The sequence below is a fragment of the Streptomyces anulatus genome (assembly GCF_000721175.1).
GTDB lineage: Bacteria > Actinomycetota > Actinomycetes > Streptomycetales > Streptomycetaceae > Streptomyces > Streptomyces anulatus_C.
In genome coordinates this window covers 259,189-280,505 of the sequence record NZ_JOEZ01000016.1, presented here as the reverse complement: position 1 = coordinate 280,505, position 21,317 = coordinate 259,189, and the positions used below count along the sequence as shown (strand labels likewise).

The following is a 21,317-nucleotide window of genomic DNA, read 5'->3' as shown; positions in this document are numbered from 1 at the left end:
GTGATGGTGCTCGGTGCGGTGATGTGCGTTCGGTGGTGCGTCGGCCCCGCGTGCGCGGGGCCGGCTACCGCCAGTCCTCGGCGAACTCGTCGAGCTCGCCCTGGTCCAGGGTGATCAGCGGTTCCTGCGAGTCGGCCGCGTCGGCGTCCGCCGCCGGGACCAGGTCCTTGACCGCGGTGGCGAGCGCCGCCACGGTCTTGTGGGCGAACACGTCGCGCGGGGCGATGTCGAGGCCCTCCGCGTGGGCCATCGTGACGAGCTTGATCGAGACGATCGAGTCGCCGCCCAGGTCGAAGAAGCTGTCGTCGATGCCGACCCCCGCCGTGCCGAGGGCCTTCTCGAACAACGCGCACAGCAGCTTCTCGCGGTCGGTCCGTGGTGCCCGGCCGCCGCCGGCTCCCGAGAAGTCCGGTGCGGGCAGAGCGGCACGGTCGAGTTTGCCGCTCGGCGTCACCGGCAGTCCATCGAGGACGACGACGGCCGCGGGCACCATGTGCTCGGGCAGCACGGCGGCGACCCGGTCACGGAGCGCCGCCGGGTCGAGCGGGCCGGCCGCCACCGGGGCCACGTACGCCACCAGCCGTGGTGAGCCGGGCGTGTCCTCCCGTACGACCACGACGGCCTGCCCCACCGAGGGGTCGGCGGCGAGCACCGCCTCGATCTCCCCCGGTTCGATGCGGAAGCCGCGTAGCTTGACCTGCTCGTCGGCGCGGCCCAGGTACTCCAGGCCTCCGTCCGCCGTGCGGCGCGCCACGTCGCCCGAGCGGTACATCCGCGCGCCCGGCGGGCCGAACGGGTCGGCAACGAAGCGCTCCGCGGTCAGCCCGGACCGTCGCAGATAGCCCCGGGCCAGGCCGTGGCCCGCCAGGTAGAGCTCACCCGCCACCCCGACGGGCGTCGGCCGCAGGGAGTCGTCCAGCACATGGACCCGGGCACCGACGACCGGCCCGCCCATCGGCGGACTGGTCCGCCCGGACAGCGGGCGGCTCATCGTCGCGATGACGGTCGCCTCGGTGGGACCGTACGCGTTGACCATGCGGCGCCCGGCCGACCAGCGTTCGACCAGGTCCGGCGGGCACGCCTCGCCGCCCACGACGAGGGTGACCCCGGGGGGCAGGGCGTCCTCGGGCAGCACGGCGAGCGAGGACGGCGGCAACAGCAGCGCGGTCACGCCGTGTCGCGCCACCGTCCGTGCCAGGGCCGGGCCGGGCAGCAGCTCGTCGGGGTCCGCGGTCACCGCGCTCGCCCCGGTCAACAGCGCCGTGGCGAGTTCCCATACGGACGCGTCGAAGCTCGGCGAGGCGAACAGCAGCACCCGCTCCTCCGCACGGAGCGCGAGCCCGTCACGCTGCTGGGCGATCAGAGCGGCGATCCCGAGGTGGGACACCAGCACGCCCTTGGGGCGGCCGGTCGACCCGGAGGTGTAGATCAGATAGGCGGAGTTCGCGGGCCGCAGCGGCGCGGTCCGGTCGGCGTCGGTGAGAGGGGTCCCGGACAGACCGGCGGTCAGCTCCGGATCCGTACCGAGGAGTTCGGTGCCGTTCCCGGCGGCCGGTCCCGGCCCGTCCAGGCACAGCACCTCCCCCGCACCGGCCTCTGCCATGACCGCCGCGCCCTCACCGGTGGTGAGGACGAGATCCGGCCGCGCATCACCGATCAGGTAACGGAGCCGGTCCGGCGGGTAGCCGAGGTCCAGCGGGAGATAGGCCGCGCCGGCCTTGAGGACGGCCAGGACCGCGAGGACGGACCGCGCCGACTTCGGCATCGCGATCGCCACGACACACTCCGGACCCACGCCCCGGCCCACCAGCGCGCGGGCGAGCCGGTTGGCCTGGGCATCGAGGTCCCCGTAGGTGACGGCCAGCTCGTGGTCGTACACCGCGACGGCGCCGGGTCTGGCCCGTACCCGCTCCTCGAAGAGCTCGGGGAAGGTCGCCGTCCGCTCGTGGGCCGCCCCTTCCGCCGCGGCGAGGAGCTGACCGCGTTCCCGGTCCGTGAGCAGGTCGATCCGGCCCAGCGGTACGGTCCGGTCGTCCACGAAGCAGGCGAGGACCTTGCGCACCCGGGCCAGGAGCGCACCGGCCGCCTCAGCCGTGAACAGGTCGGCGCGATAGCTGAGTTCGAGACTGAGCCGCTCGTCGGGCATGACGACCAGACTGAGCGGATAGTGCGAGGCGCCGGGGACGGGCTCCTCGTCGAGGGAGATCCGCAGGCCCGGGACCTGCTCCTGGATGGCCGCCCCGTCGAAGGGGGTGTTCTCGAACCCGATGACGGTGTCGAAGAGATCGCCCAGTCCCAGAGCCCGCTGTACGTCGGGGAGCCCGAGGTGGTGGTACGGGCGCAGCTCGGCCTGGTGCGACTGGAGGTCGGTCAGGATGTGGTCGAGCGAGCGTGCGGGGTCCAGCCGCACCCGTACGGCGACGGTGTTCATGAACAGGCCGACGATCTCCTCCACGCCTGCCAGCTCCGGTGGGCGCCCGGCGGTCGTCGCGCCGAACACGATGTCGTCGCGTCCCAGTTGGTGGCCGAGTGCCACCGCCCAGGCGCCTTGGACGACGGTGTTGAGCGTCAGGCCCGCGCCGCGCGCCGCGGCGGTGAGCGCGGTGGTCCCCTCCGCGTCCAGGACCTCCGTCACGAGGTGGGGCACGGTCGCGGCGGCCGCCTCGGCGCCCGGGGCGACCAGCGTCGGTTCGTCGATACCGGCCAGGGCCTCGCTCCAGGCCCGCGTCGCCCCCTCGTCGTCCTGGTGGGTGAGCCAGCCGAGGAAGTCGGTGAACTGAGCCACCGGCCGCCCTCTGTCGGCTCCGCCGCGGGCGTAGAGGGAGAAGACGTCACGGAAGAACAGCGGCAGCGACCAGCCGTCGAGCACGGCGTGGTGGTAGGTGACCAGCAGGGCGTGGTCGTCGGCCCCGAGCCGGACCAGGGTGACCCGCATCAGCGGGGGCTCGGTGAGGTCGAAGCGGCTGACACGGTCCTCGTCGACCAGCTCCGCCAGTCGCCGGCGGCGTTCGTCCTGGCCGTGACCGGAGAGGTCGATCTCCCGCCAGGGCACACGCACGTCCTCGTGCACCACCTGGACGGAACGGCCCGAGGCCAGGAGCCGGAACGAGACGCGCAGCGCGGTGTGGCGGGCGAGAGCCGCGTCGAACGCCGTGCGCAGCACGGCGGGCGTCAGTGGTCCCTCGAGCCGCGCGGGGGCCTGGGCGGTGTAGACGTCGATGCCGTCGGCGGCCAGCAGTGCGTGGAAGTGCATGCCCTGCTGGAGCGGGGTGAGAGGCAGTACGTCGGTGAGCTCGTGCCCGTCGGCGGCGATCTCCGCCAGCTCGGCGTCGTTCAGCGGGAGCAGCGGCCCGGTGACGGAGTTGTCCGCCGCCGCGGGATGATGGAGTCGCCGCCGAGGTCGAAGAAGCTGTCGTCGACGCCGATACGCGGCTGCCCCAGCACCTCCGCGAACACCTCGTGCAACACCCGTTCCCGCTCGGTGGCCGGAGCCCGGTCGGCGTCAGGGCGAACGACTCCACCACCATCACCACGGCCGGAACCATGTACTCCGGCAACCGCTCCGCCACGAACTCACGCAACGCGACCGCGTCCGGCCGTCCCCGGGCACCGGAGGCGGCCCGTACGTAACCGACGATCCTCCGTACGCCCTCGCCGTCGGCGGACACCGCCGCGACCGCCTGGCCCACCGAGGGGTGGTCGGCCAGGACGGCCTGGATCTCGCCCAGTTCGATGCGGTGGCCGCGCACCTTGACCTGGAAGTCGGACCGTCCGCGGTATTCCACGACACCGTCGGGCCGGCGGCACCCCAGGTCACCGGTGCGGTACATCCGGGCACCCGCCGGGCCGAACACGTCGGCCACGAAGCGTTCCGCCGACAGGTCGGGGCGGCCCAGATACCCGCGGGCGACCCCGTCACCGGCGATGTACAGCTCGCCGACGACCCCGGCCGGGACCGGCCGCAGGAACGCGTCCAGGAGATAGACCCGGGTGTTGTCGGCGGGGACACCGATGGCGGGCGGGCCCGCCGCACCGGGTGGGCCGCCGGGGTGCCAGAGCATCGCGTCGACCGTGCACTCCGCGGGACCGTAGAGGTTGTACACCGACAGATCGGCCACGCCGTGGAGTTCGGCCCACAGGTCGTCGCCCACCTCTTCGCCGCCGAGCGCGAGGACACGCACGCGGTGCCGCTCCCCCGACGCCTCGAACATGCCCGCGTCGAGCATCTGCCGTGCGACGGAGGGTGTGGTGTCGACGACGTCGATCCGTGCCTCCGCCGCGTGGCGGACGAAGGCCAGGGAGTCCTTGCGCACGGTGTCACCGACGATGTGCAGCTCGTGACCCGCGACCATCCACAGGAGCTGGCTCCAGGAGGCGTCGAAGCCGAGCGAGTTGGTGAGCGCGGCACGCAGCGGCCGGCCGCCCGCCCTCGCCCGCTCGGGTTCGAAGAAGTTCGCCCGGTGGCTGTGGAACATGTTGGCCAGATTGCGGTGCTCCACGGCGACGCCCTTGGGGCGGCCGGTGGAGCCCGATGTGTAGATGACGTAGGCGAGGTGCGCGGGGAGCAGCGCACCGGTGCGGTCGTCGTCCGTGAGATCCGATTCGTCCGCGGGCGGCATGGTCTCGTCGAGCAGGAGCGCCGGCACCGATTCGGGTACGTCGCCCACCGTCGCGACGGAGGCCAGGACGAGGGCCGGTCCGGCCTCCGCGCAGATCGCCGCGATGCGCTCCGCGGGGTGGTCGACGTCGATCGGCAGGTACGCGGCGCCCGACTTGAGGACCGCCAGGATCGCCACCACGGCGTCCGTGGTGCGCGGCATGGCGACGCCGACGAGGTCGCCGGGTCCCACGCCGCGGGCGACGAGCAGCCGGGCCAGCCGGTTGGCGTCGGCGTTGAGCAGGCTGAAGGTGAGGCTGGTCGTGCCGTCCGCGACGGCTACCGCGTCGGGCGTCGCGCGGGCCTGAGCCTCGAACAGGCCCGGCAGCGTCCCGGCCGGCCGTTCGACGGCGCGTCCGCTCGTCCGGCGCAGGATCTCGCGCCGCTCGGCGTCCGTACGCGAGGGGAGCCGTCCGGCCTGTTCGTCGGGCCGGGCGGCGATGTCCTCCAGCAGACCGGTCAGGCGCCGCAGTACGCCCCTCGCGGCATCGGCGGTGTAGACGTCCTCGCGGTAGTTGAGTTCGAAGCGGAGCCGGCTGCCGGGGTGGACGGCCAGGCTCAGCGGGTAGTGGGTGCCCTCGAACGCCTCGTCGACGGCGTCCCGCAGCAGACCGACGTCGAGTCCGGGCACCGAGGCGCCCCGGACGGCATGCTCCACGGGGACGTTCTCGAAGGCGACGGTGGTGTCGAAGAGTTCGGTGGCGCCTACGGCGCGGTGGATCTCGGCGAGGCCGAGGTATTCGTGTCCCATCACGGTCGTGTGGTCGTGCTGGACACGGGCCAGCAGGTCCGCCACCGGCTCCGCCGGGTCGACCCGTACCCGGGCGGGCACGGTGTTCATCATCAGGCCCACCATCCGGTCGCTGCCGGGGAGCTCCGGCGGGCGGCCCGCGACGGTGTTCCCGTAGACGACGTCCTGGCGTCCGGTCAGCTCGGTCAGCAGGAGCGCCCAAGCGCCCTGGACCAGGGTGTTGATGGTGAGTTCGCGGCTCCGGGCCAGGGCGGTGAGTGCCGCCGCGGCCTTCTCGGAAAGCTCCGTGACGACGCGCCGCTGGCCCCGGTCCGAGGAGCCGGTGCCGGCCCCGTCCGCGACGAGCGTGGCGCCGTCGACCCCCGACAGCACGCTCTTCCAGGCCTGCTCGGCCTGGGCGCTGTCCTGCTCCCCGACCCAGCCGAGATAGTCCTGGAAGGGCACGGTCGGCTCCAGCCGCTCCGCCGTGCCGCCGTCCCCGTAGATGCGGAAGAGGTCGCCGAGGATCAGCGGCAGCGACCAGCCGTCCAGCAGGATGTGGTGGTTGGTGATCAGCAGGATGTGCCGGTCGGGCGCGAGCCGTATCAGCGTGAACCGGAGCAGCGGCGGTTTCGCCATGTCGAAGCGCCGGGCGCGCTCCTCGGTGAGCAGCCGGGAGAGGCGCGGTCTCACTTCCTCCTGGCCGAAGCCGGAGAGGTCGATCTCCTCCCACGGCGGCTCGACCGCCCGCGCGACGGCCTGGACGGCCTCGCCGGAGCGGCGGCGCAGGAATCCTGCCCGCAGGCTCGCGTGCCGGCCGACCAGTGCGCCGCAGGAGGCGCGCAGCACCTCGGTGTCGAGCGCCCCGGTCAGCTCCAGCGGCGTCTGGACGTTGTAGAAGTCGACGTTCCCGCTGTCGGCTTGTCCCTCCTCGTAGAGGGCGTGGAAAAGAATGCCCTGCTGCAACGGCGAGAGCGGCAGGACCGCTTCCAGGGATGTCTGTCTCACAGTGCTGTCCCCCACTGGGCTTCGAGCTCGTCGAGTTCTTCCACGTCGATCCGCACCAGACTCCCGGTACGGTGGGTCACGGATCGCTTGCCGACGTTCGGCGTCAGGGCGAACGACTCCACCACCATCACCACGGCCGGAACCATGTACTCCGGCAACCGCTCCGCCACGAACTCACGCAACGCGACCGCGTCCGCCGCGCTGTCCGCGGCCGGGGTCACGTAGGCCACCAGGTGCCGGTGTCCCGGCCGGTCCTCGCGGACGGCCGCCACGGCCCGGTCGACCCCGGGCGCCTCGGACAGAACGCTCTCGACCTCGCCGAGTTCGATGCGGAAGCCACGTACCTTGACCTGGCTGTCGGCCCGGCCCAGGTAGGACAGCTCGCCGCTCGCCGACTGCCGTGCCACGTCTCCCGTCCGGTACATCCGGGTGCCGGGCGCACCGAAGGGGTCGGCGACGAACCGTTCCGCGGTGGTTCCGGGACGGCCGAGGTAGCCGCGGGCGAGCCCGTCACCGCTCAGGTACACCTCGCCCGCCACTCCGGGCGGCACCGGTCGCAGCGCGTCGTCGAGCAGCCGGACGCGGGTGGCGGGGACAGGACGGCCCATGAGCGGGACGGTCCGCCCGGACAGCGCGCCGGTCTGGGTCGCGATGACCGTCGACTCGGTGGGGCCGTAGGCGTTGACCATGTGCCGGCCGGGCGACCAGCGTGCGACCAGGTCCGGCGGGCACGCCTCCGCCCCGACGACCAGGTTGATGCCTTCCGGAAGCCCCCCGGCCGGCATGGCCGCCAGCGTGGACGGGGCCAGTAGCAGGCAGTCGACGCCGAGTTCGGCGACGAGTTCGGCCAGGGGCGCCCCGGGCGTGAGCCGTTCGGCCGGCGCGACGACCGCGGCGGCGCCGGTGAGGAGCGCCACACACAGCTCCCATACGGACGCGTCGAAGCTGGGTGAGGAGAACTGGAGTACGCGGGTCTCGGGCGTCAGGCGCAGCAGGTCGCTCTGGTGGCGCGACAGCGCGGCCAGGCCGGTGTGCGTGACGACGACGCCCTTGGGCCTGCCGGTCGACCCGGAGGTGTAGATGACGTACGCCGGGTGCGTCCGCCGCAGGGGCGTGAGGCGGTCCCGGTCGTCCAGATCGTGGCCGTCGGTGTCGCCGCCCGCCGGTGGGTGGCCGACGGGAGCGGCCGCCTCGTCCAGGTACAGGCGCGGCACCGCGGGGGCGAGCGTGACGTCGTCGGCGGCGCGGGTCGTCAGCAGCAGCAGCGGTGCGGTGTCGTCGAGCATGGCGGTGACCCGGGACCGCGGGTAGTCGAGGTCGACCGGGAGACACGCCGCGCCCGACTTCATCACCGCCACCGTGGCTGTCAGGGCGGCGCTGCCGCGCGGCAGGGCGACCGCCACCAGCCGCTCGGGGCCGGCACCGTGTCCGACCAGCACCCTTGCCAGGCGGTTGGCGCGGGTGTTGAGCACCGCGTAGTCGAGGGACTCGGTCGGGGAGAGCACCGCGCAGGCGTGCGGGGTCCGCCTGACCTGCTCCTCGAACATTTGGGGGAAGGTACGCGGGACGACGGGGTTCGTGTCCTGCGGGGGGTCGCCCGCGGCGAGTGCCCGCGTGCGTTCCGCCGCGGTCAGGACCTCCACCCGGGCGAGCGGCACATCGGCGGGGGCGCCGAGGAAGCGGGTCAGGAAGTCCGTGAACCGGTGCTGGTGCGTGCGGAGTTCGGCGAGGCTGTACCGGTCGGGGTTGGCCTCGAACTCGATGCGCATGCCCCGGCCGCCCGGATCGGGGTGGCAGGTGATGTTGAGGTCGGTGACCGGTCCGCCGGACAGCGCCATCACCTCGGCCTCGCGACCGGTGAACGCGGTCTCGGACCCCGACGGCATGATGTTCACGAGCACGCCGAACAGCTGCTCGTTGGTACCGAGCATGCGCAGGTCACGCCGTAGTTCGTCGTACGGGTAGCGCTGGTGGATCAGCAGTTCGCCCAGACGCCGGGCGACCTGCCGCACCAACTGGGCGCGGTCGGCCGCCGGGTCGACGGTGATCCGCAGCGGAAGCGTGTTCGACAGCATGCCGGGCACGTTCTGGGACCGCGCGCCGAGCCGTGCGGTGGTGGGCACCCCGATGGTCAGGTCCCGAGCTCCCGTCATCCCGTGCAGATAGGCGGCGACCGCCGCCAGCATCGGCACCGTCCACGGGGTGCGGGCGGCCCGCCCGGCGGTGTGCAGCGCCCGCAGTTCGGCAGGCGGGAGCATCGTCGTCGTGGCGATCGCCATGCCCGCCGCGGTCGTCGGCGCTCCCGGCGCCAGACCGGCCGTCTCCGGCCGGTCGGCGAAGATCCCGGCCCAGTACGCCCGGTCCGCGGTGTACTCCGCCGACGCACGGTAGGCCGTCTCGTCCGCCAGCAGGTCCTGGAGCCGGCCCAGCGGCTCACCATCGGGTTCCACCCCGGCGGCCAGCGCCTCGTAGCACGTGGAGATCCGGCGTGAGTGCAGCACCGACCCGAAGGCGTCGGACAGGATGTGGTGGCTGCGCTGGTACCAGACGTGGTGATCGGCTCCGACCCGTATGAGGATGTGCGCCGACAGGGCGTCCTTCTCCAGGTCGAGCGGGGTCGCGCGGTCGCGGTCGATCAGCGTCCGCGCGGCGGCGAGGGGGTCCGGCTCATCGCTGAAGTCGTACTCCTGCCAGGTCGAACAGCCGGGTGCGACCGGCCGCTGGTACGTACCGTCCCGCCGCTCCACCAGTTCGACGTCGAAGCTTCCGCTCTCCCCCTCGGCCCGGCGGATCGCGCGCTGGAGCAGCCTGCCGTCCAGCGGCCCGCGTACCTCCATGGCGACCATGGTGTTGTAGGCCGGGTTGGCGGGGTCGAGCTGTTGGGCGAAGAACACCCCCCGCTGGGCCGCCGTCAGCGGCAGCAGACCGTTCTCGGCGCGTGAAGTCATCGGGTCGTAACCGCTCTCTCGTGCATCCCCGCGAGCCTGGAGGGCTCGGATCTCGCGACGATGCTGCATCGCACGCCCGTGCGGAAACCAGGCAACCGAACCGGCAATCAGCGGCGCTGGTCGAAATGCCGCCCCGGCCGGACCGAGTTACCGGCCGCTTGCCTGGTTCTCGTACGGGACGCGGGTGATGCTGCGGCCAGCCGGGCACGGCGCCGCGCCTCGCGCGTGCCGGACGTGCCATGAACCACTGGAGAGGACAGGGACGTTGGGAGACCAGGACCGAGGCCTGCTCGATTGGCTGGACCAGCCGTCCGCCGAGCGCGGTCTGTACTACGCGGATTCCGCCGACGGATGGGACTTCTGGTCCTACCGTGATCTGGCCACGCTGGTGCTGAGAACCGCCGCCGCCCTGCGGGCGAAGGGGGTCGGGCAGGGCGACGTCGTCGGCCTGGTGCTGCGCTCCAGCCCGGGTTTCGTCGCCGGGTTCTTCGGCGCGCTGGCGGCCGGTGCGACGCCGTGCTCCATTCCTCCGCCCTTCGCCTTCCAGCGTGCCGACGAGTACGAGAAGCACGCGAGCCATCTGTTCCGGACAGCCGCGCCCCGGTACACCATCTGCGACGACGAGTCGCTGGAGCAGATCCGTAAGATCGCGTGCGGGCTGGGGCTCGAGGAGCCGGTCGCCTTCGACGAACTCGTCGCCGGGACGGAGCCGCTGGAACGGCCGATGCCCCTGCCGGAGACCGCGCTGATCCAGTTCACCTCCGGGTCGAGCGGCTTCTCGCGCGGCGTGTTGATCTCCGCCGACGCCCTGCGGACCAACCTCGCCGGAATGGGGCAGTGGCTGGGCTGCGCGCCCCAGTACCCGGCGATCAGCTGGCTGCCGGTCCATCACGACATGGGCCTCGTCGGCTTCCTGCTGAACGTCGTCGTCACCGGCTTCGACGGCTGGATGATGCAGCCGGACGACTTCATCCGGTCGCCGCTGCGGTATCTGCGCTGCATCAGCGACCAGGGCGCCGTCATGACGGCCATGCCCAACTTCGGGCTGGCGTACATCCTGCGCCGGGTGAGACCGGCCGACCTGCGGGAGCTGCGCTTCGACTCGGTCCGGTGCGTGATCATCGGCGCGGAGCGGGTCGACCGGCAGGTGCTCGAGGACTTCCACGCACTGCTGGGGCCGCACGGTCTCGACCGCGGCGCCCTGCTCCCCGCGTACGGCAGCGCCGAGGCGACCCTCGCGGTGACCGGTCTGGCCCCCGGCGAGGGATGGTCGGCGCAGGCGCCGGACGCCGGTGACGCCGCGTCCCTCGCCGGGGCGGCGGTGGTCGGCTGCGGCCGTCCGCTGGAGGGCAGGACGGTGCGGATCCTGTCCGAGGAAGGCGAGGAGCTGCCGGACGGACGGGTCGGCGAGATCGTCGTCACCGGAGTGTCGATCGCGAGCGGGTACATCGGTTCCGGCGGGTCCGCCTCCGGTACCAGCGTCGACGACGGGGGCCTCGCCACCGGTGACGCGGGCTTCATGCGGGACGGACAGCTCTTCGTGATCGGCCGGCTCGGCGACGGGCTGAAGGTGAACGGGAAGATGGTCTTCGCCGAGAGCCTGGAGGCCCTGCTGCACCACCGGGGCATTCCCGAGCGGCGCGTCGCTGTCCTGCTGGGCGTACGCGACGGGGTACCGACCGGCGTGGCGGTGTTCGGCGGCGCGCGTCCCGGCTGGCGGGAGGCCGCCCATGAGGTCCTCTCCGAATGGCTCGGCGACGCGGTGCTCCACATGGTCGAGCTTCCCCGTGGCGGCGTCTCGGTCACCTCGAGCGGTAAGCCCCGTCGGCGGGTCATCTGGAAGGCGCTCTGTGCGGGCGAGTTCGACGCGACGACACGACCGCTGACGGCGGGAGCGGAGGAGAGCGCGCCGTCCACGCCGAACTGACCGGCCCTCGGCGGACAGTCCGCGTGACAATAGTGTGCGGCGCACAGTACAGTGCATCGCATGGCTACAGAAGATGTCGCTCTTGGCCAGGCCCAGGAGCTGCGTCGCGGCACGGTCGTACTGGCCTGCCTCGCGCTGCTCCGCAAGCCGCAGTACGGCTACGCACTGCTGGAGACACTCAACGACGCGGGTGTCACCGTCGACGGCAACACCCTCTATCCCTTGCTGCGCCGACTCGAGAAGCAAGGCCTGCTCACCAGCGAATGGAACACCGACGAGTCCCGGCCACGGAAGTTCTACCGGGTGAGTCCCGAGGGCTCCCGGGTACGCACCTCACTGGTGCGTGAATGGCAGGACCTCGTCACCTCGATCTCACGGCTTACCAAGGAGAATGGATGAGCACGAGCACGCTCACCGAGCGCTACGTGCACGAGGTCGTCAGGCGGCTGCCCGCGGATCAGCGCGACGACATCGCCGACGAACTGCGCACCACGATCGCCGACACCATCGAAGCGCGCGACCCGGCCCGTCCCGAGGCGGTCGAGCGCGAGGTGCTGAGCGAGATGGGCGATCCGATCCGGCACGCCGCGCGCTACACCGACCGGCCGCTCGCCCTGATCGGTCCCGATCTCTACCCGACCTACATCCGGCTGCTGGTCCTCCTGCTCACCACCGTGCTGCCGGTGATCACCGTCGTGTTCGTACTGCTGGAGATCGTGGACGACAACGGCCTCGGCGCGGCCGTCGGCGCCGGCGTCGAGACGGTGTTCACGGTCGGCGCCCAGATGGTCACCGTACTCACCGTACTGTTCGCCGTGGCCGAGCGCGTCGGCCACAGGAAGGGGACTCTCATCCGTACCACCGACTGGACCCCCGACGACCTGCCCGAGACCCGCGAGCCCGACAAGGGCGGTATCGGGGTCCTCATGACGGCGGTCTGGTACGCACTGCTGTTCGGTCTGATCGTCTGGCAGCAGATCTCCGAGCCCTACCGGACCGACGGCGTCGGGGAGCGGATCGCGGTACTCGACCCGGACCTGTGGTCGGGGTGGATCTGGCCGGTCCTCACCGGGCTCGCCGGCCTCGTCGTGCTCGCGCTGGCCCGCGTGGTCACGCACGGCTGGACCAGCCGCCTGGCCGTCCTGCACGCCGTCGCCCAGGCGCTGTTCGTGCTGCCGCTGGCCTGGATCCTCCATCAGCGGCAGCTCTTCAACCCGGACTTCCTGGCGGACGTCACGGACAACACGACGCCCGAGGTCTACACCGGCGTGGCGCTGATCGTCCTCGTCGCGAGTCTGATCGCCGTCGTCAAGAGCTTCCGCGCGGCGGGGAAGTAGGACGGCAGAAGCCGGACGAGGGACGTGAGAACGCTGCTGCCGATGTCACCCGAGGTGACATCGGCAGCAGCGCGACGAGGGACGGGCCCGGGGTCAGCGCGTCGCCGCCATGATCTCGGGACGCACCAGGTTCTCGGCCAGCAGCAGGCTCTTGACCCGGTCCGAGAGCATGCCGAGCTGCCGCAGGACATGGATCACCTGCTGGAACAGCATCTGCCGGTAGGTGGCCATCATCGGGTTCGTCCGGGCGAACAGCAGCCCCTTCTCCACGTCGAGGTCCATCCGCTCCCAGACCTCGCGCAGCATGAACCGGCGCGACATCAGCTGGATGGCCTCCAGCAGGAAGTCCTCCCGCTCACGCAGCTCGGCGGAGGTCACCTGCCCGTACATGCCGGTGAGCGCGGTGACCCCGAAGGCGATGTGCCGGGCCTCGTCGCTCGCGACCATCTTGGTGATCTGGCGGATCACCGGGTCCCCGAAGCCGCTGCTCGCGAGCCGCAGCGCGGTGATCGCCAGACCCTCCACGACCACCTGCATGCCGAGGTAGACGATGTCCCACCGGGATTCCGACAGCAGATCGTGCAACAGCGTCTTGAGCCCCGGATTGATCGGGTAGGAATCGCCCAGCTTCTCGTCGACATAGCGGGCGAACGCCTCGACATGCCGCGCCTCGTCGGCGACCTGCGAGGCCGCGTAGGTCTTGGCATCCATGTCCGGCACCGTCTCGACCAGCCGGGCCGTGGTCACCAGCGCGCCCTGCTCGCCGTGCAGGAACTGGCTGCACATCCACGACTGGTACTGCCAGCGGAACTGCGTCAGCAGTTCGCGGGGCACGGGACTGCCCTCGCCGACGACGAAGGACGCGAGTCTCCCCCCGCTCTCCTCCGTCATCTCGGATCCGAACCGGATGTCGTAGTCCCAGTCGATGTCGGTGGTGGCGTTCCACTGCGAGAGCTTGTTCTTCTCGTAGAGGTTCCACACCCGGCTGTCACGTTTGCCGTAGTCCCAGTTCAAGCATGCCTTGAACATCGCGTCGACCTCCATGAGGTCCGCGGTGACGGTATCCAGTGTGAAGAAGGTCGATTCGGCCGAGTCGGTCGTGGCGGCCGACCCACCAGGAGCGGCCGCCAAGCCGGTCACCGAGCCTGGAACTGTGGTCATTGGATTACGGTCCACCCCTCGGGCACGGAACAGGACTGACGGTCGTGGAGTCTGGCGCGCCGCGGAATCGCTCTCCAGGCACCCGCGGGGCAACTTGGCGGCAGACCGGTTGCCGGTCCCCGTGCCTGGTCCCGCTGCCACCCGCCGAACCATGATGACCGGCAGGGGCTGCCGCCCCGGATGACCGCCGGCCGACCGAAGGGGCGGGATGCGCATGACTGCCGCCGCACCACCCACCTGCTCAGGGAGCTCGTCCGGCTCGCCGAGCGCACCGGCTCCCCGCGCCGACTGTCCCTGGATCGTGGGCCGGGTCAGCGCACCACGACCCCGGATGCGGCTGTTCTGTCTGCCGCAGGCGGGCGGCAGCGCGGCCTCGTTCGCCCCCTGGCGCCTCGCCCCTCCCCCCGGCGTGGAGCTCGCGACGGTGGAGCTGCCGGGCCGGGGTGTACGCGGCGCCGATCCGCTGCCGGACACCCTGGAGGAGCTGGCCGACGCCGTGATCGACGGCATCTCGGACGAGTTCGACCTGCCGTACGCGATCTTCGGCCACAGTTTCGGCGCGCTGCTCGGCTATGAGATCGCCATCGGGATCGCGCGGCGCGGCCTGACCCCGCCGCGCGCACTGCTGGTGTCCGCGGCACGGTCGCCGCACACCCCGGTGCGTCGGCGCGTGTCGGACCGGGACGACGCCGGGCTGCTCGCCTGGCTGGACGGGTTCGGCGGAATTCCTTCCGAACTGACCCGCTACCCGGCGTACTTGCGGTACGCGCTGCGCACGGTCCGCCGCGACCTCGCCCTCACAGAGGCCTACCTGGCCCCCGGGCCGGCGCGGGTCGACCACCCACTGCACGTCCTCGGCGGTGCGGACGACCCACTGATCAGCGAGGCGCAGCTGGAGCGCTGGCGGGACTGCGCGGCGGGCGAGTTCTCCCTCCGGCTGCTGCCCGGCGGGCACGACTACCTCTTCACCGGCGCACCCGCGGCGCTCGACGCCCTCGAGACAGCGCTGCGCTGACCGGCCCCGCCCCGGCGCCACCGAGTCGCTCACGCGGCAGCGGAGGAGCCCGCGCACCTGCCGGAACGGCCCTGCCGAAGGGCGGGAGCCGGACGGGGAAGCTGCCGGTCGGCTGCCTGTCCCCGCACTCGGGCCGTGCGGCAGCATCGCGCTGTCGGCCGCGTCAGCGTGTTCCACACCACCCGCCGCCGCACCACTGTCAACACCGACCGCTCACGGGGAAGACCTCACAGTGAACGAAGCGACAGAGTCGCCGATCGAGATGGCGCTGCCCCTCACGCCGCTGCAGGAGGGCATGCTCTTCCACGCGCTGTACGACTCCGAGACTGTGGACGTCTACAACATCCAGGCCGGCTTCGAGCTGACCGGGGACATCTCGGCGGAGCGGCTGCGCGCGGCCTGCGCCGCCACGCTCCGGCGCCATGCCGTCCTGCGGGCCGGCTTCCGGCTGCGCGCCAACGGGAAACCCGTGCAGTTGGTGCGCCGCGTCGTGGACACACCGTGGACGGAGCTCGACCTGTCGGCGGAGTCCGAGTCCGAAGGCCGGGCGAGGCTGCTGGCCTTCCTCGAGGGCGAGCGGCTGCGCCGCTTCGAGATGGCGGCGCCACCGCTGATGCGGTTCGCGCTGATCCGGCTGGCACCCGACCGCCACGCCTTCGTCATGACATATCATCACATCCTGCTGGATGGCTGGTCTCTGCCACTCGTACTCCAGGACCTGCTCGCGTTCTACCGGAGCGACGCCGACGACACCGGGCTCGGCCCCCTCACCCCCTTCTCGGACTTCCTCAGGTGGCTCTCCCGCCAGGACCGGCCCGCCGCGGAACAGGCATGGCGGGACGCCCTGCACGGTCTGGACGAACCGACACTCGTCGCCCCCGGCGCGCCCCTCGCGGAGACGATGCCCGGGCTGGCCTTCGTGACGCTGCCCGAGCAGGCGACGGAAGCGCTGACGGCGACCGCCCGGCAGCACGGCCTCACGCTCAACACCGTCGTACAGGGCGCCTGGTCATTGCTCCTCTCCCTGCTGACAGGGCGCAACGACGTGGTCTTCGGCCAGACCGTGCACGGCCGCCCGCCACAGCTCCCCGGGGTCGACTCGGTCGTGGGCCTGCTCATGAACGCGGTCCCGGTCCGGGTGCGGATCGCCCCCGAGGAGTCGATGGCCGCCCTCTTCGCCCGGATCCAGGACGAACAGGCGGCCCTCGCCCCGCACCACCACCTGGGGCTGACCGAGGTGCAGCGGCTGGCCGGGCTCGGCGCGCTCTTCGACACCTCCGCCGGCTTCGGCAACGCGCCCTTCGACTGGGAGGCCGTACAGGACGGTCCGGCCGGCCTGCGGGTGACTCTGCTGGAAGGGGACAAGGAAGCGGCCGGACAGCAGGAGATCACCGGATCGACTCACTACCCCCTGAGTGTCTTCGCCGTCCCCGGCCCCAACCTGCGGCTCGAACTCAACTACCGCACGGACCTGTTCGATGCCGAGCGCATCGAACTGATCGGGTCCCGGCTGCGGCTGCTGCTCGACACCTTCGCCGAGAGGCCCACGACGCCGGTCGCCGCCGTTCCGCTGCTGACCCGCGAGGAGCGGGAGCAGGTGATCGCCGGGTGGGGAGGCCGACGAGCGGAGTCCGGGAAGGTTCCCGCCCGCGTACCGGCGACACTCACCCAGCGGTTCGAGGACCAGGTGCGCGCCACACCCGACGCACCGGCCGTGGCGGACGGGGAGCGGTCGCTCAGCTACCGCCGGCTCGACGCGGCGGCGAACCGGCTGGCCCGGCTGCTGCTGGCCCGCGGGGTGAAGCCCGGCGACTTCGTCGCCGTGGCGCTGCCGCGCGGTATGGACCTGATCGTGGCGCTGCTCGGCACGCTGAAGGCGGGAGCCGGATACCTGCCGGTCGACCCCTCCTATCCCGCCGAACGCATCTCGTTCATGCTCGACGACGCCTCCCCCTCCGTCGTCGTCTGCGCCGGCACCACCCGCCCGGCGCTCATCACGCACCCGTCGGTCGTCCCGATCGCCGACCCCGCCGTCAGGGACGAGCTGGAGCTGCTGCCCGGGCACCGCGTGGAGGACGGCGAACGCGGCGCGCCGCTGCGGCTCGCGGACGCCGCGTACGTCATCTACACCTCGGGATCGACCGGCCGGCCCAAGGGCGTCGCCGTCGAGCACCGCACGGTCGACAGCTATCTCGCCTTCGCCCGCGCCGCCTATCCCGGCCTCGCCGGACAGGCGCTGGTGCACTCACCGCCCTCTTTCGACCTCACCGTCACCGGCATCTTCGGCCCGCTGACCTCCGGCGGCCTGGTGCGCATCGTCGACCTGGAGGACTTCGACGCCCCTGCCGACGCCACCCCGCCGCCCACCTTCGTCAAGGCGACGCCCAGCCACCTGCCGGTGCTGACCGCGTCGTCCGACTGGTACTCACCGACCGGGGAACTGGTCCTGGGCGGTGAACAGCTGAACGGCGAGGCGCTGGCACAGTGGCGCGAGGCCCACCCGGGCGTGACCGTCGTGAACGAGTACGGACCCACGGAGGCCACCGTGGGATGCATGGAGTACCGCCTGGCACCCGGCGATCCGCTGCCGGGGGGTGCGGTGCCGATCGGCCGTCCGGTCCCCGACGCCCGCGTCTATCTCCTGGACGGTTTCCTGCGTCCCGTCCCGGCGGGCGTCCCCGCCGAGCTGTACATCGGCGGTGACGTACTCGCCCGCGGTTACGTCAACCGGCCCGGGCTCTCCGCGACCCGCTTCGTCGCCGACCCGTTCGGCGCGCCCGGCTCCCGGATGTACCGCACCGGTGACATCGCCTGCTGGCGGCCTGACGGCATCATGGTCTACCGCGGCCGGTCCGACGACCAGGTCAAGGTCCGCGGCTTCCGGATCGAACTGGGCGAGGTGGAGACCGTCGTCGCGGCCGATCCCGCCGTCGCACAGGCCGCGGCAGTCGTACGGGAGGACCGGCACGGGACCGAGCGGCTGGTGGCGTACGTCGTACCGGCGGTCGGCCCGTCCGCGGACCTGGCCACGCTGGCGGACCGGATCGGGGCGCGACTGCCCGCGAACATGGTCCCCTCGGCGTTCGTCACCCTGCCCGCACTGCCGATGAGCCCGAACGGCAAGGTGGACCGGGCTGCGCTGCCGGCCCCGGACGAGACGCGCGAGTCCGGGCAGCGGCAGCGGCGGGACCAGGCGCGGGACGAGAGCGTCGAGGCCGTCCTCGTCGAATTGTTCAACCAGGTCCTCGGCGTGGACGGCGCCGTGGCGACGGACGACTTCTTCACCCTCGGCGGCGACTCCATCACCGCCATCCAACTCGTCGTCCGCGCCCGCGCCGCGGGCTTCCACCTGACCCCGAAGCACATATTCACCCACCGCACCGCGAGCGCCCTCGCCGCCTTCCTCGTGGTGAGCCCGACGGGCACGGCGGACACCGCGGAGGGCGACTCCGGCGCGGGGGACCCGACGGCGAACTGGCCGGCGGACGTGATCCCCGCCACACCGATCATGCTCTGGCTGCGGGAGCAGGGCGGAACGTCCGACGCGTACCACCAGTCGACACTGCTCCGGGTACCGGCCGCACTCGACGCCGACCGGCTGGCCGCCGCCGTACGGGCTGTCGCCGAGCGGCATCAGTCACTGCGCGCCCGCCTCCGGGAGGACGGGACGCTGACGCTGGACCCGGTGGACCCGGCGAGGTTGCGGAGCGCGGTACGCCGGGTGGATGTCGTGGGTCTGGCCCCGGAAGGCGTCCGTCTGCGGATCGCCGCCTGCGCCCGGGAGGACGCCGACGCTCTCGCCCCGCGCGCCGGCGCCATGCTGCGGGTCACCTGGTTCGACGCAGGCGAGGGCGCTCAGGGCAGACTGCTCGTCACCGTCCACCACCTGGCCGTCGACGCGGTCTCCTGGCACATCCTGCTGACCGACCTGTACGGCGTCTGGCAGGACCTGGCAGCGGGTGCCGTCCCGGAGACCGGCCCGGTGCCGTTCTCGATGCGGGAGTGGAGCCTGCTGCTCCGCGCGGCAGCGGAAGCACCCGCTCTGAGGGGCGAACTGCCCCACTGGCGGCGGACTCTGAGCGGAGGACAGGGGCCGGGTGACGGCAGGCTCGCCGACGTGGAGCTCTCCCCGTCGCAGGACGTCTACGCGACGGCCGGTGAACTCTCCCTCACCCTTCCGCCGGAGCTGACCGCCCCCCTGCTCACGACCGTGCCCGCCGTCTTCGGCACACACACGAACGAGGTCCTGCTCACCGCTCTCGCGGTGGCCGTCGCCGCCTGGCGACGTGACCGCTCGCCCGGTGACGGCGACAGCACGGCCGTACTGATCGACGTCGAGGGCCACGGCCGCGAACAGATATCCGAGGACGTCGACCTGTCCGGCACGGTCGGCTGGCTGACCACGCTGTACCCGGTACGCGTCGACGCCAGGATCGCCGACTGGGCGCCGGACGACGATCCGGCCGGGGCACGCCTCGGCGAGGCCGTGCGCCGGGTCGCCGCCCAGTTCGAAGCCATCCCCCGGCGTGGCGCCGGCTTCGGTCTGCTGCGCTACCTGAACCAGGAGACAGCCGCCGAGCTGGCGGCCCGCCCCGCACCCCAGATCGGGTACAACTACCTCGGGAGACAGGGTGGTGCGGGTACCACCGACTGGAGCGTGGCGCCCGAGTCGGACGTACTGCCCCTCGGGGCCGACCCCCGTATGCCCATGGCGCACGTCGTCGAACTGACCGCCGCGGTCAGCGACGGCGCGGAAGGGCCACGCCTGGTCACCAACTGGCTGTGGGCCCGCCGGCTCCTCTCCGACCAGGACGTCACCGAGCTGGGCCGGCTCTGGTTCGCGGCCCTGCGCGCGCTGGTGGAGCACGGGACGAGCATGGAGGCCATCGTCCCGCGGCAGACCATCACGCCCGCCCTCCCACGCGAGGGCGGGCCACTGGGCGGAGAACCGCTCGACCGGCATGACACCGAGCTCGCCGGTCTCGGCGCCCGTATCGGCCTGCCCGTCGTCCAGGCCCTGCCGATGACGCCGCTCCAGGAGGGGCTGCTCTTCCACGCCCGGTACGACAGCCGGGACCTCGATGTCTACAACGTGCAGATCTCGTTGGAGGTAAGGGGCACGCTCCACGCCGAGCGGTTCCGGGACGCCTGCGACGCTCTTCTGGGACGGCACCCGATGCTGCGGGCAGCCTTCCTGCAGAAGCGGTCGGGGGAGCCGGTGCAGGTGATCCCGGAGCGGACGGCCATGCCTTGGCACACGCATGACCTGGCCGGCCTCGACCCGCGCGAGCAGGCCGACAGGCTGGCGGCGGTGCTGGAGGCCGACCGGCGGCGGCGCTTCGACCCGGCCACCCCGCCGTTGATGCGCTGCACCCTGGTCGGCCTGGGCGAAGACCGGCAGCAGATCGTACTGACCATGCACCACCTGCTGGTGGACGGCTGGACCACTTCGCTGCTGCTGCGCGACCTGCTCGCTCTCTACGACCACGGCGCCGCGAGCGGGCTGCCCGCACCCGGTCACTACCCCGACTATCTGCGATGGCTGGCCGAACAGGACCGCGAAAAGGCGCGTACAGCCTGGCTGGAGGCGCTGGCGGGACTGAAGGAACCCGCGCTGAGCTGCCCCGGCACGGACACCGCGCGGATACGCGTCCTTCCGGAGCGGATCACCGTCGCCCTCTCCGAGACGGAGACGTCCGCGCTGCTCGACATATCGCGCCGTCACGGTGTCACGCTCAACACCCTGGTCCGGGTCGCGTGGGCGCTGTGCCTGCACCGGCGGACCGGGCAGTTGGACATCACCTTCGGGGCCACGGTCTCGGGCAGGGTGGCCGAACTCCCCGGCGTCGAGGAGATGGTGGGGGTGTTCATCAACACGGTGCCGGTACGGGTGCGTCTCGACCCGGCCGAGCCGGTGGCCGAACTGCTCGAACGGCTCCAGGGCGAGCACGCCGAACTTCTCGAGTACCACTACCTCCCGCTGAGCGACATCCAGCGGACGGTGGGACTGGGGACCCTGTTCGACAGCTGCGTCGTCTTCGAGAACTTCCCGACCGCCGAGACCCTGCCGAGCGGTCCGGACAACGGCTTGCGGCTGACGGACGTCGTCGGCCACGACGCCTACCACTATCCGCTCAAGCTGATGGCCGCACCCGGCCGGCAGCTGGAGCTGGAGATCAGCTACCGCCCGGACCTGTTCGACGCACCACTCGGGCAGCAGGTGGCCGATCGTCTACGGGAACTGCTGATCGAGCTGCCCGGAGCGCTGGCCCTCCCGACGGGCCGGTTCCTGGAACACACTCCCGCGCCACCGGCCGGACCGGGGCAGCAGATGATGTGCGAGCTGATCGCGGAGGTACTCGGACGCGACTTCGTCAGCGCGGACGAAGATGTGTTCGAACTCGGCTGCGACTCCCTGACGGCCCTGCGTCTGGCGGGCCGGATCGAGACGGAGCTGGGACGGCCCGTGGACGTGGAGGCCGTCTTCCGCTGCCGTACCGCCCGCGCCCTCGGCACCGCACTCACCTGATGCCC

8 protein-coding genes and 1 pseudogene are annotated in these 21,317 nt (G+C 72.0%); 5 read left to right on the top strand and 4 right to left on the bottom strand.

Going from position 1 to position 21,317, the window contains the following annotated elements:
- Positions 1-64: 64 nt before the first annotated feature.
- The 3 genes and pseudogenes from IG90_RS45985 to IG90_RS0119420 form a co-directional block, all read right to left on the bottom strand.
- Positions 65-3,253, bottom strand: a complete 3,189-nt coding sequence (locus IG90_RS45985; protein ID WP_245170714.1) for a non-ribosomal peptide synthetase — start codon at positions 3,251-3,253, stop codon at positions 65-67.
- Between the two features lie 298 nt (positions 3,254-3,551).
- A pseudogene (locus IG90_RS45975) lies at positions 3,552-6,395 on the bottom strand (non-ribosomal peptide synthetase); the annotation flags it as partial.
- Positions 6,392-9,343: an amino acid adenylation domain-containing protein gene (locus tag IG90_RS0119420; RefSeq protein ID WP_078841970.1), complete on the bottom strand. Its 2,952-nt coding sequence runs from the start codon at positions 9,341-9,343 to the stop codon at positions 6,392-6,394. The pseudogene IG90_RS45975 and the gene IG90_RS0119420, both read right to left, overlap by 4 nt.
- 265 nt (positions 9,344-9,608) lie before the next feature.
- On the opposite strand from IG90_RS0119420, the gene IG90_RS0119415 reads away from it, so the two are divergent.
- The 3 genes from IG90_RS0119415 to IG90_RS0119405 are packed head-to-tail and all read left to right on the top strand — an operon-like array spanning position 9,609 to position 12,607.
- Positions 9,609-11,270 carry an AMP-binding protein gene (locus IG90_RS0119415; protein ID WP_030585832.1) on the top strand — a complete coding sequence of 554 codons (1,662 nt, stop codon included), beginning with the start codon at positions 9,609-9,611 and terminating at the stop codon, positions 11,268-11,270.
- Between the two features lie 60 nt (positions 11,271-11,330).
- Positions 11,331-11,669: a PadR family transcriptional regulator gene (locus IG90_RS0119410; RefSeq protein ID WP_030585829.1), complete on the top strand. Its 339-nt coding sequence runs from the start codon at positions 11,331-11,333 to the stop codon at positions 11,667-11,669.
- Positions 11,666-12,607, top strand: a complete 942-nt coding sequence (locus IG90_RS0119405) for an HAAS signaling domain-containing protein (RefSeq protein WP_030585826.1) — start codon at positions 11,666-11,668, stop codon at positions 12,605-12,607. Before IG90_RS0119410 ends, IG90_RS0119405 begins: the two co-directional genes overlap by 4 nt.
- Positions 12,608-12,700: 93 nt before the next feature.
- Here IG90_RS0119405 and IG90_RS0119400 read toward each other — a convergent pair whose 3' ends face one another.
- A complete protein-coding gene (locus IG90_RS0119400) occupies positions 12,701-13,768 on the bottom strand; it encodes a diiron oxygenase (protein WP_051860138.1) in 1,068 nt (355 codons plus the stop codon).
- 214 nt (positions 13,769-13,982) lie between these two features.
- Here IG90_RS0119400 and IG90_RS0119395 point away from each other — a divergent pair, with 214 nt between their 5' ends.
- On the top strand, positions 13,983-14,783 hold the full coding sequence (locus tag IG90_RS0119395) for a thioesterase II family protein (protein ID WP_245170713.1): 801 nt from the start codon (positions 13,983-13,985) through the stop codon (positions 14,781-14,783).
- A gap of 232 nt (positions 14,784-15,015) precedes the next feature.
- Positions 15,016-21,312, top strand: a complete 6,297-nt coding sequence (locus tag IG90_RS0119390; protein WP_030585818.1) for a non-ribosomal peptide synthetase — start codon at positions 15,016-15,018, stop codon at positions 21,310-21,312.
- Positions 21,313-21,317 lie beyond the last annotated feature (5 nt).

Bases quoted from the DNA above. Each gene is read 5' to 3' on its own strand.
- IG90_RS45985 (WP_245170714.1), bottom strand. From the start codon at position 3,253: ATGCACTTCCACGCACTGCTGGCCGCCGACGGCATCGACGTCTACACC.
- IG90_RS0119420 (WP_078841970.1), bottom strand. From the start codon at position 9,343: ATGACTTCACGCGCCGAGAACGGTCTGCTGCCGCTGACGGCGGCCCAG.
- IG90_RS0119410 (WP_030585829.1), top strand. From the start codon at position 11,331: ATGGCTACAGAAGATGTCGCTCTTGGCCAGGCCCAGGAGCTGCGTCGC.
- IG90_RS0119405 (WP_030585826.1), top strand. From the start codon at position 11,666: ATGAGCACGAGCACGCTCACCGAGCGCTACGTGCACGAGGTCGTCAGG.
- IG90_RS0119400 (WP_051860138.1), bottom strand. From the start codon at position 13,768: ATGACCACAGTTCCAGGCTCGGTGACCGGCTTGGCGGCCGCTCCTGGT.
- IG90_RS0119395 (WP_245170713.1), top strand. From the start codon at position 13,983: ATGACTGCCGCCGCACCACCCACCTGCTCAGGGAGCTCGTCCGGCTCG.